14 protein-coding genes are annotated in these 14,941 nt (G+C 66.8%); 3 read left to right on the plus strand and 11 right to left on the minus strand.

What is annotated here, in order from left to right; all coding sequences use genetic code 11:
- Positions 1–49: 49 nt before the first annotated feature.
- The 3 genes from AC1M0F_RS03670 to AC1M0F_RS03680 all read right to left on the minus strand — a co-directional run bounded on the left by AC1M0F_RS03670 (position 50) and on the right by AC1M0F_RS03680 (position 3,840).
- On the minus strand, positions 50–1,087 hold the full coding sequence (locus AC1M0F_RS03670; RefSeq protein WP_480236836.1) for an AAA family ATPase: 1,038 nt from the start codon (positions 1,085–1,087) through the stop codon (positions 50–52).
- Positions 1,084–1,566 carry a pantetheine-phosphate adenylyltransferase gene (gene coaD / locus AC1M0F_RS03675; protein WP_480236837.1) on the minus strand — a complete coding sequence of 161 codons (483 nt, stop codon included), beginning with the start codon at positions 1,564–1,566 and terminating at the stop codon, positions 1,084–1,086. Before coaD ends, AC1M0F_RS03670 begins: the two co-directional genes overlap by 4 nt.
- Before the next feature lie 90 nt (positions 1,567–1,656).
- Positions 1,657–3,840 (minus strand): ATP-dependent DNA helicase RecG, encoded by a 2,184-nt coding sequence (locus AC1M0F_RS03680; protein WP_480236838.1) that lies wholly within the window; start codon positions 3,838–3,840, stop codon positions 1,657–1,659.
- A gap of 56 nt (positions 3,841–3,896) precedes the next feature.
- Between AC1M0F_RS03680 and rsmD the strand changes: the two genes are divergently transcribed.
- A complete protein-coding gene (gene rsmD, locus AC1M0F_RS03685; protein ID WP_480236839.1) occupies positions 3,897–4,466 on the plus strand; it encodes a 16S rRNA (guanine(966)-N(2))-methyltransferase RsmD in 570 nt (189 codons plus the stop codon).
- Between the two features lie 234 nt (positions 4,467–4,700).
- Here rsmD and thiL read toward each other — a convergent pair whose 3' ends face one another.
- On the minus strand, positions 4,701–5,714 hold the full coding sequence (thiL, locus tag AC1M0F_RS03690) for a thiamine-phosphate kinase (RefSeq protein ID WP_480236840.1): 1,014 nt from the start codon (positions 5,712–5,714) through the stop codon (positions 4,701–4,703).
- 24 nt (positions 5,715–5,738) lie between these two features.
- Between thiL and AC1M0F_RS03695 the strand changes: the two genes are divergently transcribed.
- A complete protein-coding gene (locus tag AC1M0F_RS03695; protein WP_480236841.1) occupies positions 5,739–6,260 on the plus strand; it encodes a DUF3515 family protein in 522 nt (173 codons plus the stop codon).
- Here AC1M0F_RS03695 and AC1M0F_RS03700 read toward each other — a convergent pair.
- From AC1M0F_RS03700 to AC1M0F_RS03730, 7 genes are all read right to left on the minus strand, one after another.
- Positions 6,249–7,367, minus strand: a complete 1,119-nt coding sequence (locus tag AC1M0F_RS03700) for a D-alanine--D-alanine ligase family protein (RefSeq protein WP_480236842.1) — start codon at positions 7,365–7,367, stop codon at positions 6,249–6,251. The genes AC1M0F_RS03695 and AC1M0F_RS03700 overlap by 12 nt on opposite strands.
- On the minus strand, positions 7,270–8,397 hold the full coding sequence (locus AC1M0F_RS03705; RefSeq protein WP_480236843.1) for an NAD(P)H-dependent glycerol-3-phosphate dehydrogenase: 1,128 nt from the start codon (positions 8,395–8,397) through the stop codon (positions 7,270–7,272). The genes AC1M0F_RS03700 and AC1M0F_RS03705 overlap by 98 nt, the downstream gene beginning before the upstream one ends.
- On the minus strand, positions 8,394–9,155 hold the full coding sequence (locus AC1M0F_RS03710) for a lysophospholipid acyltransferase family protein (RefSeq protein ID WP_480236844.1): 762 nt from the start codon (positions 9,153–9,155) through the stop codon (positions 8,394–8,396). The genes AC1M0F_RS03705 and AC1M0F_RS03710 overlap by 4 nt, the downstream gene beginning before the upstream one ends.
- A gap of 7 nt (positions 9,156–9,162) precedes the next feature.
- Positions 9,163–10,488, minus strand: coding sequence for a UDP-N-acetylglucosamine 1-carboxyvinyltransferase (gene murA / locus AC1M0F_RS03715; protein ID WP_480236845.1), 1,326 nt, complete (start codon positions 10,486–10,488; stop codon positions 9,163–9,165).
- A gap of 63 nt (positions 10,489–10,551) precedes the next feature.
- Positions 10,552–11,148 (minus strand): 3-isopropylmalate dehydratase small subunit, encoded by a 597-nt coding sequence (gene leuD, locus AC1M0F_RS03720; RefSeq protein ID WP_480236846.1) that lies wholly within the window; start codon positions 11,146–11,148, stop codon positions 10,552–10,554.
- A 2-nt stretch (positions 11,149–11,150) separates the two neighbouring features.
- On the minus strand, positions 11,151–12,641 hold the full coding sequence (gene leuC, locus AC1M0F_RS03725; protein WP_480236847.1) for a 3-isopropylmalate dehydratase large subunit: 1,491 nt from the start codon (positions 12,639–12,641) through the stop codon (positions 11,151–11,153).
- A 210-nt stretch (positions 12,642–12,851) separates the two neighbouring features.
- A complete protein-coding gene (locus AC1M0F_RS03730) occupies positions 12,852–13,853 on the minus strand; it encodes a TerC family protein (protein ID WP_480236848.1) in 1,002 nt (333 codons plus the stop codon).
- Positions 13,854–14,195: 342 nt separating this feature from the next.
- Between AC1M0F_RS03730 and AC1M0F_RS03735 the strand changes: the two genes are divergently transcribed.
- On the plus strand, positions 14,196–14,867 hold the full coding sequence (locus AC1M0F_RS03735; RefSeq protein ID WP_480236849.1) for a TIGR00645 family protein: 672 nt from the start codon (positions 14,196–14,198) through the stop codon (positions 14,865–14,867).
- Positions 14,868–14,941: the final 74 nt, after the last annotated feature.

Raw genomic sequence — 14,941 nt, forward strand, 5'->3', positions numbered from 1 at the left:
GTCGGTCTGACGGCTCGGAATCTGCCGGGCTGCGGCGCGCGCACGGTGGCTACCTCGGGTTCGGTGTGGTGGGCGGGACGACCGCCTGATCGATGATGCCGCGGATGAGGTCCGCGATGAGTTCGTCACCGTGCTGGTGGTGACCGAGGGCCCGGCTGGTCGGCATGAGCCGATGACCGAGGACGGGAAGTGCGAGTTCGTCGATGTCGTCGGGGAGCACGAAGTCCCGTCCGGCGACGAGAGCGAGGCCCTTCGCAGCACGGACCAGTTGCAGGGTCGCACGGGGACTCGCCCCGAGGCGGAGGTCGGGGTGGCTGCGTGTGGCGCGGACGATGCCCACCGCGTACTCCTTGACGCTCGGTGAGACGTAGACGTTGCGCACGGAGACCATCATGCGCTGCAACGACGCAGCCGAGACGACCGGCTCGAGGGTCGACAGAGGGTTCGATGTGTCGCGGGTCGTGAGCATGCTCAGCTCGGATCCCTCGTCCGGGTATCCCATAGAGATCCGCGCCATGAACCGGTCGCGCTGGGCCTCAGGGAGCGCGTACGTCCCCTCCATCTCGATCGGGTTCTGGGTGGCGATCACGGTGAACGGGCTCGACAGCGGGTAGGTGGAGCCGTCGACGGTGACCTGGCGTTCCTCCATGCATTCGAGGAGCGCCGACTGGGTCTTCGGCGACGCACGGTTGATCTCGTCGCCGATGACGATGTTCGCGAACACGGCTCCCGGTTTGAACTCGAACCGGCGGTCGGCCTGGTTGTAGACCGAGATTCCGGTGACGTCGCTGGGCAGCAGGTCGGGGGTGAACTGGATCCGCGACACCGTCGCATGCACCGATTTCGCCAGAGCCTTGGCGAGCATCGTCTTGCCCACACCGGGAACGTCCTCGATGAGCAGGTGCCCTTCGGAGAGCAGGACCGTGAGGGCGGTGCGCACGGCGTCACGCTTGCCGTCGATCACCGACTCGACGTTGCGGATGATGTCCCCAGCCAGCCGGTGGGCCTCGGTCGTCGGCAGCCCGTCGACGCTTGGCGCGAAAGCCGATGAGCCGTCGGTCGGGGCGTGGGTGGGCAGGCTGGTCATGATCGCTGGAGGAATCGGGCCACTGCCGGCGGAACGTAAGGCGAGACATCGCCTCCGAGCGACGACACCTGTCTCACCAGCGAGCTGGAGACGTGGGCGTGGGCGGGGTCTGGAAGCATGAAGATCGTCTCCACTCCTGCGAGGTGCCTGTTGACGATCGCCATCGGTGTTTCGTAGGCGACATCGACCTGCGATCGAATGCCCTTCACGAGAACGGATGCTCCGACATCTGTCGCGTAGTCGACGAGGAGTCCGACGTTCCAGGAGGCGATGACGATGTTGCCGGGAGAACCGGCATCCTCGATCGACTTCTCCAGGAGCGAGACACGCTCGGCGATCGGCAGGAGCGCCGTCTTGGCCGGGTTGTGCACGACGAGGACATGGAGCTGGTCGAAGAGCCCTGCGGCGCGCTGGATGACATCCATGTGCCCCAGGGTGACGGGGTCGAATGAGCCCGGAACGACGGCGATCCTCTGCATTGCTCAAGCCTAGCGGGAGCACCAATCCCGCGGCCACGACAGACAGAAAACGGTCAGGCTCGGAAACCGTCCGTCAACGGCCCGATTTCGTCAGTTCTTCGACAGCGCGGCTCGCGCCGAGGCGTCGACGCGCTGCTCGAGGGCGGCGCGGAGCGCCGGGTGATCAGACAACGCCGGGTCGGCGTCGAGCACCGCGGATGCCTCCGACCTGGCCCTGGCGATGAGGTCGGCGTCGTGGACGACCCGGAGAAGCTTGAGCGACGACCGCCCGCCGGACTGGGCGCTGCCGAGGACGTCGCCCTCCTGCCGCAGTTCCAGATCCACCTGGGCGAGCTCGAAACCGTCGAGTGTCGCCGCCACGGCGTCGACGCGTTCCCGCGCGATGCTTCCCGGCTCCGCTGCCGTCACCAGCAGGCACAGGCCCGGAAGGCTTCCGCGCCCGACCCGGCCGCGCAGCTGGTGCAGCTGCGACACCCCGAAGCGGTCGGCGTCGAGCACGACCATCGCGGAGGCGTTGGGGACGTCCACCCCGACCTCGATGACCGTCGTGGCCACGAGGATGTCGATACCCCCCGAAGCGAAGAGCCGCATCACGGCATCCTTCTCGTCACTGGGCATCCGGCCGTGGAGTGCGGCGATGCGCAGCGAACGGGTGGCTTCCGTGGCCGCGAGTTCGGCGACGGTGCCGACGACGGTCGCGCGCTGCCGCTCCTGTGCGCCTTCCGTGGCAGGCGGTTCGTCGTCGACGGCGCTCTCCCCGTCGTCTTCAGGCTGCCCGACGTCGATGGCCGGGCAGACGACGAAGGCCTGCCGCCCGGCGGCGACCTCCTCTGACACGCGCGCCCAGACCCGGTGGATCCACGCCGGGTGGTCGACGAGACCGACGACGAACGATTCGATTCCCGCCCGTCCCGCCGGCAGCTCACGGATGGTGCTCACGTCGAGGTCTCCGAAGACGGTCATGGCGACCGTTCGCGGGATCGGAGTCGCCGTCAGCACGAGCACGTGCGGCGGCTTGTGACCCTTCTGCCTGAGCGCCTCACGCTGCTCGACGCCGAACCTGTGCTGCTCGTCGACGACGACGAGGCCGAGGTCGAAGAAGGTCACGTTCTCGCTGAGGAGCGCGTGGGTGCCGATCACGATCTTCGCCTGGCCGCTGACGATCCGGAGCATGGCCCGTTTGCGCTCCGCTGTCGGCAGCTGCCCGGTGAGGAGGGTCGGCATGAGGGTGGCGGCGAGATCGGGTCCGAGCGACCGCACGATGGAGCGGAGGTGCTGGGCGGCGAGCACTTCCGTCGGCGCGAGAAGGGCGGCCTGCCCGCCGGAATCCGCGACGGCCAGCATGGCGCGGAGGGCGACGAGGGTCTTCCCGGAGCCTACCTCGCCCTGCACGAGCCGGTTCATCGGGACGGGATCGGCGATGTCTCCGGCGATCTCGGCGCCGACGAGCTGCTGGTCGCCGGTGAGATCGAACGGCAGCGCTGCGTCGAAGCGTTCGAGGAATCCGCCCGGCGTCGGCACTCGTGGGGTCGTCTCTTCGAAGCGTGCGATCTGCCGCTGCTGGAGCAGGGCGGCCTGCAGGAGGAACGCCTCCCGGTGACGGAGGGTGTCGCGGGCGACGTGCGCGTCTGCATCCGTTTCCGGGCGATGGATGCGTTCGATCGCCTCGCGGTAGCCGAGGAGGTTCTCGCGTTTGCGGACGGCGTCCGGCAACGGGTCAGGGAGCTCGCCGAGGCCGTCGAGAACGATGGCCATGGCCTTCGCGACCTGCCAGCTGGCCACACTCGCCGTTGCCGGGTAGATCGGGATCGGTGTCAGGGCCCACTTGCGTGCGGCTTCTGCACTCGTGCCCTGCTCCGCCGCTTCGAAGAGTTCGTAGTCGGGATGCGCCAGCTGCAGGGCGCCCTTGTAGTCGCCGACCTTGCCGGCGAAGATTCCGCGGACGCCAGGCGCTAGCTCCTTGGCCCGCCAGGCCTGGTTGAAGAAGGTGAGGATGAGGATGCCCTGGCCGTCGGTGATGCGGACCTCGAGGATCGATCCCCGCCTGGCCTTCATCGGCCGCTCGCGTACGTCGACGACCTCGGCGACGATGGTGACGCTGTCACCGACCGGGATACGGCTGAGCGCGGTGAGTTCGCCCCTGCTGGCGTACCGGCGCGGATAGTGCTCGAGGAAGTCTCCGACGGTGACGACGCCGAATGCACGCTGGAACGCCGCGGCCGTCCTGCCGCCGAGCACGCCCTCGAGCTTCATGGCGGTGGCGTCGATCGGCATACGTCGAGTCTAGGCACCGCCGCCGACGCAGGAGGCTGCACCGGTACTGTTGAGCGGTGACGAGAATCGTGTCCGGGTTTGCCGGCTCCCTGACGCTGAAGGTGCCGAAGTCGGGCACCAGGCCCACCAGCGACCAGGTGCGAGAGGCGATGTTCTCCGCCCTCGAGGCACGCGACGCCATCGACGGGGCACAGGTGCTCGACCTCTACGCCGGGTCCGGTGCCCTCGGCCTCGAAGCGGCGAGCAGGGGTGCCGTCGAAGTGGTCCTGGTCGAACGGGCCGCCCCCGCTGCTGCCGTGTGCCGCGAGAACGCGCGCGCCGTGCAGAAGGCGGCTCCAGGCAAGCTGCTGGTCACCGTCGCCCCGCGTTCGGTGCAGAGTTACCTGGACTCGGCGGTCGGAACGTTCGACCTCGTCTTCCTCGACCCGCCGTACGACCTGCCTGAGGGCGAACTGTCGTCCAACCTCGCCGCGCTCCCTCGCGTGCTCTCGGAGCACGCCCTCGTCGTGGTCGAGCGGAGCACCCGGTCGCCTGAGCCGACCTGGCCTGGCGGTCTCACCCCGTTGCGCTCGAAGAAGTACGGCGAGACGACGGTGTGGTGGGCAGAGCCCGCGCACGAGGAGTAACGCCGCCCGCCCTGCTGGTCGGCCCCGAAGGGCTGCCCGGGCCCCCGGCGAACGACCACTCGGAGCCACCCGAACACAACGAAGGAGCGACCGTAGGCGCGGATCGCGATTCGCCACGATTCGTCGTCCACTGCGCGCCTGGAGGACACGTTGTGGCGACCCGCGCACGCTGACGACGCATTGTGGAATCTCGAGCGCATACGGGCGTCAGGAACACCGGCCCGCCGCAGGCGCCTAGCCCGCGCGGCCGTCCCAGCCGACGTACGGGTCCCAGCCGAGCACCCCGGCGATCTCTTCGCCGTCGAGGGTCACTCCGCTGCCGTCCACAACACTTCCGATCACCCGGAACGCCTCGGGGAGCGTGGCTTCGGCAGGGAACGTGGCGAGTAGCGCGTGGTCCTCCCCACCCCGCAGCGCGGACTCCGCATCCTCGCCGAGCGCGGACGCCCACAGGTCGACACACACGCCGCTCGCTGAGGCCAGGCGTCCGGCGTCGAGGGCGAGTCCGTCCGACACGTCGAGCATGGCGGTCGCGCCCGCGACGGCGGCATCCACGCCGGACGAGATCGGCGGTTCAGGGGCCAGTTGAGCCCCGACGAGGCCCGGCTCGCTCTCGCGCAGCCGGGTGGCCGCCTCACGATCCGGGATGCCGTCGAGGTCGACCCCGCGCTCGAACAGCAGGCGAAGCCCGGCAGCGGCATGACCGGCCTTCCCGGCCAGCGCGACAACGTCCCCGACTGCCGCGCCAGACCTGAGCACCGGGGCGCGCCCATCGAGGTCGCCGAACGCCGTCACGGCGATGGTGAGCGTGTCGGAGACGGAGAGGTCTCCCCCGACCACGCCGCAGCCCGGTGCGAGCTGCGCGCAGGCATCCCTCAGTCCGGCGGAGATTCCCTCGAGGACGCCGACCGGCGTCTCTGGGGTGGCCGCGATCGCGACGACGAGCGCCGTCGGCCGAGCACCCATGGCGGCCACGTCGGCGAGGTTGGATGCCGCGGCCTTCCAGCCGAGATCGTGCGGTTCCGACCAGGCGAGTCTGAAGTCAGGGCCGTGGATCATCATGTCGGTCGTGACGACGTAGCGTCCGTCAGGCGCGGCGACGACGGCCGCATCGTCACCAGGGCCAAGCAGCTGGGCCGACGAGGTGGGCAGCAGGGGGAAGATCCGCCGGAGGATGGCCGACTCGTGCACCTCGTGCACGGTATCGGCGCCTGGGGCTGCCGCCGGCTGCTCACCGCTTTCTGTCATGCGTTCAACGGTAGCCTGAGAGTGATGTCTCCCCGCACCGTGCTTCTCCGTTCCCTCGCCCGCACGACCGTCCTCGTCGCTGTCGCCACCACGCTCCTCACCGGGTGCGCCCAGGCCGTGCCGCTGTCCGCCGCAGACGACGCGAACAACCCGGCGTGCGCGGACGTCACCGTGCGACTGCCTGAGGTCGTCGCCGAGAAACCGCAGCGCGAGACGGCCGCACAGGCGACCGGTGCATGGGGCGACCCCGCAGCGGTGATCCTGCACTGCGGGGTCGCCGTTCCGGGTCCGACCACCGACGCGTGCATCTCGCTCAACGGTGTCGACTGGATCGCCGACGAGTCCGAAGCCGCAGACGACACCTACCGCTACACGACGTACGGCCGCGACCCCGCGATCGAAGTCGTGGTCAACGCGGATGCCGCAACAGGCGGCGTCTCAGGGACGACGGCACTGATCGACCTGACCGCCGCCGTGCAGGCGGTCCCGGCCACATCGGCGTGCGTCGGCGCCGAAGACCTCCTCGAGCCGGAATCAGCCGACTAGCACCGCGGCCGCCGGGCGACGCGCTGCAGCGACGTCGAGCAGTTCGGTGATGAGGTCTTCGTAGCTCAGCCCCGACTTGATCCAGCAGGTGGGGAACATCGAGATCGGCGTGAATCCGGGCATCGTGTTGACCTCGTTGACGATGATGCGGCCGTCTGCGGTGAGGAAGAAGTCCACCCGGGCCAGCCCCTCGGCACCGATCGCGTCGAACGCGCGGATCGCGACGCCTTGCACGCGCGCGAGTTCGTCAGCAGAGAGGTCTGCGGGGCAGACGAGGTCGATACCAGGGGCGTCGAGGTACTTGGCGTCGAAGTCGTAGAACTCACGACCACTCAGCACGATCTCACCGGCGACGGATGACCGGGCGGGCTCCCCAGGACGACCGCCGAGGACGGCGATCTCGACTTCACGCCCAGGCACACCGGCCTCGATGAGCACCTTGGAGTCCTCGGCGAGAGCGACGCGCATCGCGGCATCCAGTTCCGAGACATCTGACACGCGGCTGACGCCGACACTGGAGCCGGCGCGGGCAGGCTTGACGAAGACGGGGGTTCCCAGCGCCTCGAGTGCCTCAGCGGCCACCTCGGGTCGCGCCAGGTACTCGCTGTCGCTCACGGTGCGCCACGGCGCAACGGCGATGCCTGCGTGCTCGAGCACGGTCTTGGTGAAGTGCTTGTCCATCCCGAGCGCAGACGCGAGGACACCGCTGCCGACGTAGGGATAACCGACGAGTTCGAGCATCCCCTGCAGGGTGCCGTCCTCGCCGAACGGCCCGTGGAGGATGGGGAACACGATGTCAGGACTGCCGAGCGAGCGTTCAGCACCGTCCGCGTCTGTGACACGGAGTTCGCGGGAACGGATGCTGTCAGGCCAGCGCACCCGGCTGCCGTTGTCGACGACCTCTGGGAGCCTGGCAGGGTCGAGCGCGAATTTCGCCGGGTCGTCCTGCTCGAGCACGAAAGCGCCGTCACGGGTGATCCCGACAGGGATCACGTCGAAGCGGCTGCGATCAATTGCTTTGAGGACTCCGCCCGCCGTCGCGCAGCTGATCGAATGCTCGCTTGATCGACCTCCAAACAACACCACCACCAGGCGCTTCTGCGTCATCGTTCGTCCTTTCGCCCTGCGGCTCGTCGCTGTCTGTCGTGAGGTGAGGTGCAATGTCTTTGGGGTCGAGGGTGCCGTCGAGCACCTGTTTGACCTGCTCGACGATCGGCATCTCCACGCCGATCGACCTGGCGAGTTCGAGCACGGGCGCGACGGATGCGAGGCCCTCTGCGGTCTGCTGCATCTGCTTCACCACCGCCGAGTAGCTGTAGCCCTGACCGAGAAGCCTGCCGGCCGTGTTGTTGCGTGACAGAGGCGACTGGCAGGTGGCGATGAGGTCGCCGAGACCGGCCAGCCCTGCGAGGGTCTCGGCCTGCGCGCCCTGGGCCACCGCGAAGTCTGTCATCTCGACGAGACCACGGGTGATGATCGACGCCTTGGTGTTCTCGCCGTAGCCGACGCCGTCGACGATGCCGATGGCCACGGCGATGAGGTTCTTGAGCACACCGCCGAATTCGGTGCCGATGACATCCGTGTTGACGAACGTGCGGAAGTAGCGGTTGCGGGCGAGCAGAGCGACGGCCTGGGCCGTCTCCAGGCTCACCGAGGAGACCACGGCGGCCGTGGGCTGTTCCCTGGCGATCTCGAGCGCGAGGTTCGGACCGGATGCCACGGCGATGCGCGTCGGGTCGATGTCGAGACCCTGCCGGATCACCTCACTCATCCGCAGTCCCGAACGCTTCTCGACGCCCTTCATCAGCGACACGACGATGGTCTCAGGCCCGATGAACGGTCGGATCGCGACGAGGTTGTCCCGGAGCGACTGGCTCGGGACGGCGATGAACACCTGCTGGGCGCCGTGCAGGGCCTCGGACAGGTTCGACGTCGCCGTGAGGTTCGCAGGAAGGTGGATGCCAGGCAGGTAGTCGCTGTTGCGGTGCTGCTTGGCGATCTCCCTGGCGAGCTCTGGTCGACGGGCCCACATGGTGACGTTGGCACCGCCGTCGGCGAGGATCTTTCCGAAAGTGGTGCCCCAGCTGCCGGTCCCGAGCACGGCGACGCGCGCCGGTGCTGTCAGTCGTCGGCTCAAAATCGACCTGTGTCCTTCTGGTTGTGCTTGCTCGGGTCCCAGGGCTCGGCGGGTGCCTTCTCGCCGCGGAGGTCTTCGAGCAGAGCCGTGATCTCGGTCATGACGACAGCGGTCGCCTCGGAGAGGGTGGCCGCGTCGAGTGGACGGTCGGCGAATGCCGAGAGGTCGACGGGGTCGCCGACCTTGACGCGGATCTCTTTGGGCGGGAAGAAGCTGATCTTGCGTGAGTATCGCGCCATCACTTTGTCTGTGCCCCAGTGGGCGATCGGAGTGATGGGGATGCCGTGGGTGAGCGCCACCCGCACGGCACCGGTCTTGCCGCGCATCGGCCACATGTCTGGGTCGCGGGTGAGCGAGCCCTCCGGGTAGATGACGACGCCCTGACCCTTCTCGACGAGCACTCCGCCGGCGCGAACGGGATCGTTCCCCCGCGTCGTCCCGGCCCGCTCGACAGGGATCTGGCCTGACTTCGTCAGCAACCAGCCGATGACGGGAACCTTGAACAGCCCGGCCTTCGCCATGAACCGGGGCTGCCTGCCCATCTTCCAGACAGCGACGCCGATCACGATCGGGTCGATCTCACTGAAATGATTCGGAGCGAGCACGAACGGGCCGTCGATGGGCAGCTTGTGCCCGTCCGTGATCCGAACCTTCATCATCAATCCGGCAGGCGGGAGTGCGATGCACGCCAACAGCCAGTAGATCGAGGGCCTGGTCTTCTCGTGGCTCGCCCTCCTGCGCTTCTGCGTCGTGGTCACCCGCGCATCAACCTTCGAGAACGAAGTCGGCTCCCAGCTGCTCCAGCTTGGTGATGAACTTCTCATAACCGCGGCTGATGATGCCGACGTTCGAGACCCTCGAGGTTCCCTCCGCACTCAGGGCCGCGATGAGGTGGGAGAAGCCACCGCGCAGGTCAGGAACGACGATGTCGGCGCCGTGCAGGTGGGTCGGACCGGAGATGACGGCCGAGTGGTTGAAGTTCCGCTGTCCGAACCGGCATGCCTGGCCTCCCAGGCACTCCTTGTGCACCTGGATGGTCGCGCCCATCTCGACGAGCGCGTCGACGAACCCGAAACGCTGTTCGTAGACGGTCTCGTGGACGATGGAGACACCCTTCGCCTTGGTCAGCGCGACGACGAGAGGCTGCTGCCAGTCGGTCATGAAGCCGGGGTGCACGTCGGTCTCGATGATGACCGGGTTCAGTTCGGTTCCCGGGTGGTAGAACCGGATGCCGTCGTCAGCGATGTCGAACTTGCCGCCGACCTTGCGGAAGACGTTGAGGAAGGTGAGCATCTCCGGCTGACGGGCCCCGCCGACGAAGATGTCTCCCTCGGTGGCGAGTGCGGCTGCGGCCCAGCTGGCGGCCTCGTTGCGGTCGAAGAGTGCGGTGTGCGAGTACCCCTCGAGGCGGGCGACACCCTCGATGCGGATGACGCGGTCGGTGTCGACCGTGATGATCGCACCCATCTTCTGCAGGATGTTGATGAGATCCATGATCTCGGGCTCGATCGCCGCGCCGCGGAGTTCGGTGATGCCCTCGGCACGGACGGCGGTGAGCAGGACCTGCTCCGTCGCCCCGACGCTCGGGTACGGCAGGTGCACTTTCGTGCCCTTGAGCCCGTTCGGCGCGGTCATCTTGATGCCGCTGGGCAGCTTGTCGACAACGGCGCCGAACTGGCGGAGCACCTCGAGGTGGTAGTCGATCGGGCGGTCGCCGATGCGGCATCCGCCGAGGTCGGGGATGAACGCCTCGCCGAGACGGTGCAGCAGTGGACCGCAGAACAGGATCGGGATCCTGCTCGAACCCGCGTGCGCGTCGATGTCGGCCATGTGGGCGCTCTCGACGTTGGACGGGTCGAGGTGCAGCACACCGTCTTCGTCACTGGTGACCTTGACGCCGTGGACGTCGAGGAGGCCGCGGACGACTCGGACGTCGCTGATGTCTGGCACGTCGCGCAGGACGCTGGGAGTCTCACCGAGGATCGCTGCGACCATGGCCTTGGTGACCAGGTTCTTCGCGCCCTTCAGTTCGATACGGCCGCGGAGCGGACGTCCACCGTGAATGGTGATTGTGTCGCCTGTGAGGCCCACGCTGGCTCCTGCCCGTGATGCGTCCTGAAGAAGTGAAGTCAAATGAGTTACCTGCGCTGCCTGTTACTTGATCGGAAGAGTCTTGGGTCTCCAGGACTCTCGTGCGGCCTCGAACCGGGTGATTTGCGCTTCGTTACGCAGGGTGAGACCGATGTCGTCGAGGCCTTCGAGGAGCCGCCACCTAGTGTAATCATCGATCTCGAATGAAACCGTGAGGTCACCTATAGTGGCCGTCTGTGCAACCAGATCCACCGTGATCTCTATTCCCGGCTGCTCGTCGATCTTCGCCCAGATCTTTTTCGTGTCCTCTTCGGAGATCTGCGCGGCCAGCAGGCCCTGCTTGCCCGAATTGCCTCGAAAGATGTCGCCGAAACGCGGGCTCAGGATGACCTGGAACCCGAAGTCCCTGAGCGCCCAGACGGCGTGTTCACGCGACGAACCTGTGCCGAAATCCTGACCGGCGACCAGGACTTTGGCGCCCTGGAACGGAGGCTGGTTGAGCACGAAGTCGGGATCCTGCCTCCACGCGGCGAAGAGGGCATCCTCGAAGCCGGTCTTGGTCACCCGCTTGAGGTATACGGCGGGGATGATCTGGTCGGTGTCGACATTCGACCGGGTGAGCGGCGCGGCGATACCGGTGACTATGGTGAATTTCTCCATGGTCAGTTCGCTCCTTCGAGGTCGGCGGGGCTGGACAGGGTGCCGCGGATCGCCGTCGCCGCTGCGACCAGCGGTGAGACGAGGTGGGTGCGTCCGCCCTTGCCCTGGCGGCCTTCGAAGTTACGGTTGCTCGTCGATGCGCATCGCTCCCCCGGGGCCAGCTGGTCCGGGTTCATTCCCAGGCACATCGAGCAGCCGGCGAAGCGCCACTCGGCGCCGAAATCGGTGATGATCTTGTCGAGGCCCTCTGCCTCCGCCTCGATCCGCACGCGGGCCGAGCCCGGCACGACCATGACACGAACACCGTCGGCTTTCTTCTTGCCTTCGATGACCGAGGCGAACGCCCTGAGGTCCTCGATCCTGCTGTTCGTGCACGAGCCCATGAACACGGCGTCGACGGGGATCTGCTTCATCGGCGTGCCCGCCGCGAGGTCCATGTATTCGAGGGCGCGCTCGGCTGCTGCGCGTTCGTTCGGGTCTGCGATGTCGTGCGGGTTCGGGACGGCGTCGCTGAGCGAGACACCCTGCCCGGGGTTGGTTCCCCAGGTCACGAACGGATCGAGCGTGTCAGCGTCGAGGAACACTTCGGCGTCGAACGTTGCGCCCTCGTCAGTGGGCAGGGTGTCCCAGTAGGCCACGGCCTCGTCCCAGTCGGCTCCCTGAGGAGCGTGCGGGCGACCCTTCAGGTATTCGTAGGTCGTCTCATCCGGTGCGACCATCCCCGCGCGGGCGCCGGCTTCGATCGACATGTTGCAGATCGTCATCCTGCCCTCCATCGAGAGCGCACGGATGGCCGAGCCGCGGTATTCGAGCACGTAGCCCTGGCCGCCGCCTGTGCCGATCTTCGCGATGACGGCGAGGATGATGTCCTTCGCAGTGACGCCGGGTCGCAGCGTCCCCTCGACGTTGATCGCCATCGTCTTGAACGCTTTGAGCGGAAGGGTCTGGGTGGCGAGCACGTGCTCCACCTCGCTCGTCCCGATCCCGAACGCCATGGCGCCGAAAGCTCCATGCGTCGAGGTGTGCGAGTCACCGCAGACGACGGTGATCCCCGGCATGGTCAGTCCGAGCTGGGGCCCGACGACGTGCACGATGCCCTGCTCGATGTCGCCGAGCGAGTGCAGGCGGACACCGAATTCGACGGCATTCTTCCGCAGCGTCTCGATCTGGGTGCGGCTCGTGAGGTCGGCGATGGGCTTGTCGATCGCCAGTGTCGGCGTGTTGTGATCCTCGGTGGCGATCGTCAGGTCGGGCCGGCGCACCGGGCGGCCCGCGAGCCGGAGTCCGTCGAACGCCTGCGGGCTGGTGACCTCGTGCACGAGGTGGAGGTCGATGTAGATGAGGTCAGGGGTGCCGTCTTCGCCCTTGGCGACGAGGTGGTCTTCCCAGATCTTTTCGGCCAGGGTGCGCGGCTGACGTGCCGGCGCGGCATGGCGGGGGTGCTTGGCGGTGTCGGTCTCCTGACCGGCAGACGTCACGGTGTTTTGCTGCATCAGTGTCCTCGCAAGAAAGGGTGGATCAGGCAAGTCGAACCCCGCGACGGGGAGGCCTGGAAAGTTAGGCCCCGTCGCGGCGACTAAGAAGGAGCCCGAACAGCACGAAGCCAGAATAACATCCGCTCGCGGTCGCCTCCCGCTGGCGCGCCTGAAACGAGGACGGCGCCCCGGGAGGAAACCCGGGACGCCGACATCTGCTGAGCGTGGTCAGTCGATCGAGATCGATTCCTTCTTGCGCGCGTCGCGGCCTGACTTGATGAGGCTTGCGATGGTGGCGACGGCCATCGAGATGATGATGACGCCGAGCGAGGTCCAGGTGTTGATCTCGGGCGCCCACTCGATGTGCTGGCCGTTGTTGATGAACGGAAGCTCGTTCTCGTGCATGGCGTGCAGCACCAGCTTCACGCCGATGAAGGCGAGGATGAAAGCGATGCCGTACTTGAGGTACTCCAGGCGCTCGAGAAGACCGCCGAGCATGAAGTAGAGCTGGCGGAGACCCATGAGCGCGAAGATGTTGGCGGTGAACACGATGAACGGACTCTGCGTGATTCCGAAGATCGCGGGGATCGAGTCCAGAGCGAACATCACGTCGGTCGTACCGATCGCGATGAACACGATGAGCATCGGCGTCCACACCTTCTTGCCGTCGATGACGGTGCGAAGTTTCGAGTCGTGGAACTCGGGCGAGATGCTGATGTGGCGCTTCATGTATGTGATGAGTGCGGTCTCGCCGTCCTCGGCATCGTCGTTGTGGCCGAACGCCTGCTTCCACGCCGTGTAGAGCAGGAAGGCGCCGAAGAGGTAGAACACCCAGCTGAAGCTCTCGATCAGCTGCGCGCCGAGGACGATGAAGATTCCGCGGAAGATGAGGGCGATGATGATGCCCACCATCAGCACTTCCTGCTGCAGCCGCTTCGGCACCGAGAACCGCGCCATGATGATGACGAAGACGAACAGGTTGTCGATCGACAGGCTGTACTCCGTCAGCCAGCCGGCCAGGAACTGCCCCGCGAACTCACCGCCGGAAATGAGGAACATCAGCCCGGCGAAGATCAGCGCGAGGGTGACGTAGAAGACGACCCAGAGGGTGGATTCCTTCATCGATGGGATGTGCGGCCGCTTGACGACGAGCAGGAGGTCGGCGAGCAGGATGAGTCCGAGCACGACGTATGAGCCGATTTCGAACCAGAGGGGCAATACCGGGTGCATCCGGGACCTTTCGGTGGGAGTGTGAGTGGGTGCGGTGAACGCCCGAAAGTCTCTCCCGCATCGGCCGGGGAACGGCCGTGCCACGACGCCCGGGGTCTCAACGATGTGACCCGTGATGACGGATGCCGTGCAGAGGGATACTCCCCTTCGCTGTGTCCACTTTAGCCGATCCTCACGGCCTGCCGTGCACACCACCGCGGCGGAAACTCGCAGGTTCTCCACCCTAGGATTTACGCAACGCGCCTTCGCGCGGCATCCGTCGCCCCTCATCCCCCAGGAGCTCCTGTGTCCTCATCCCCGAATCCGCCCGTTCGCAGTTTGGCGGTTTCCAGCATCGGCTACATGATCTTCCTCAGCCGCTGGCTGCAGGCTCCGCTCTACCTGGGACTCATCGTCGCCCAGCTCATCTACGTGTGGGTCTTCATCCAGGAACTGTGGCACCTGGGTGATGACGTGATCAACCACTCCGCCGACGTCACCGAAGCGAGCGTGATGCTCGCCGTGCTCGGCCTCATCGACGTGGTGATGATCGCGAACCTGCTGATCATGGTCATCATCGGCGGGTATGAGACGTTCGTGTCGAAGATCAACCTCAACGGGCACCCTGACCAGCCCGAGTGGCTCTCCCACGTCAACGCCAACGTGCTCAAGGTCAAGCTGGCGATGGCCATCATCGGGATCTCGTCGATCCACCTGCTCAAGACCTTCATCGAGGTGGGCAACATGACGGATGCCGGAAGCGGCCAGGAGGTGACGGACGAGAACTACACCTCGCTCGGCGTCCTCTGGCAGGTCGTCATCCACATGGTGTTCATCGTCTCGGCGCTCGCTCTCGCCGCCATCGACCGGATGTCGAAGAGCACGGCACACCCCGCGCAGCCGCTGCCGGGGATGCCGGGTGCCGACGCGGACCCTGCGGGACACGGAACGGCCGAACGACGGCTGACCGACAGCCATGTCGACCACGACGCGATCGCCAGGGCCGCAGCGGACCGCTCGCCCGCCCGGTTCTGAGGCAACTCCCGCCTTCAGCTCCGTGATCGGCTTTGCTGGGGAACCGGCGGGAGAACGCCGACGACCCGGTCCAC

The sequence above is a fragment of the Mycetocola sp. Y719 genome (assembly GCF_056713205.1).

Coding starts and splice junctions, on each gene's coding strand:
- AC1M0F_RS03670 (WP_480236836.1), bottom strand. CDS start 1,087: ATGACCAGCCTGCCCACCCACGCCCCGACCGACGGCTCATCGGCTTTC.
- coaD (WP_480236837.1), bottom strand. CDS start 1,566: ATGCAGAGGATCGCCGTCGTTCCGGGCTCATTCGACCCCGTCACCCTG.
- AC1M0F_RS03680 (WP_480236838.1), bottom strand. CDS start 3,840: ATGCCGATCGACGCCACCGCCATGAAGCTCGAGGGCGTGCTCGGCGGC.
- thiL (WP_480236840.1), bottom strand. CDS start 5,714: ATGACAGAAAGCGGTGAGCAGCCGGCGGCAGCCCCAGGCGCCGATACC.
- AC1M0F_RS03695 (WP_480236841.1), top strand. CDS start 5,739: ATGTCTCCCCGCACCGTGCTTCTCCGTTCCCTCGCCCGCACGACCGTC.
- AC1M0F_RS03700 (WP_480236842.1), bottom strand. CDS start 7,367: ATGACGCAGAAGCGCCTGGTGGTGGTGTTGTTTGGAGGTCGATCAAGC.
- leuD (WP_480236846.1), bottom strand. CDS start 11,148: ATGGAGAAATTCACCATAGTCACCGGTATCGCCGCGCCGCTCACCCGG.
- leuC (WP_480236847.1), bottom strand. CDS start 12,641: ATGCAGCAAAACACCGTGACGTCTGCCGGTCAGGAGACCGACACCGCC.
- AC1M0F_RS03730 (WP_480236848.1), bottom strand. CDS start 13,853: ATGCACCCGGTATTGCCCCTCTGGTTCGAAATCGGCTCATACGTCGTG.
- AC1M0F_RS03735 (WP_480236849.1), top strand. CDS start 14,196: ATGATCTTCCTCAGCCGCTGGCTGCAGGCTCCGCTCTACCTGGGACTC.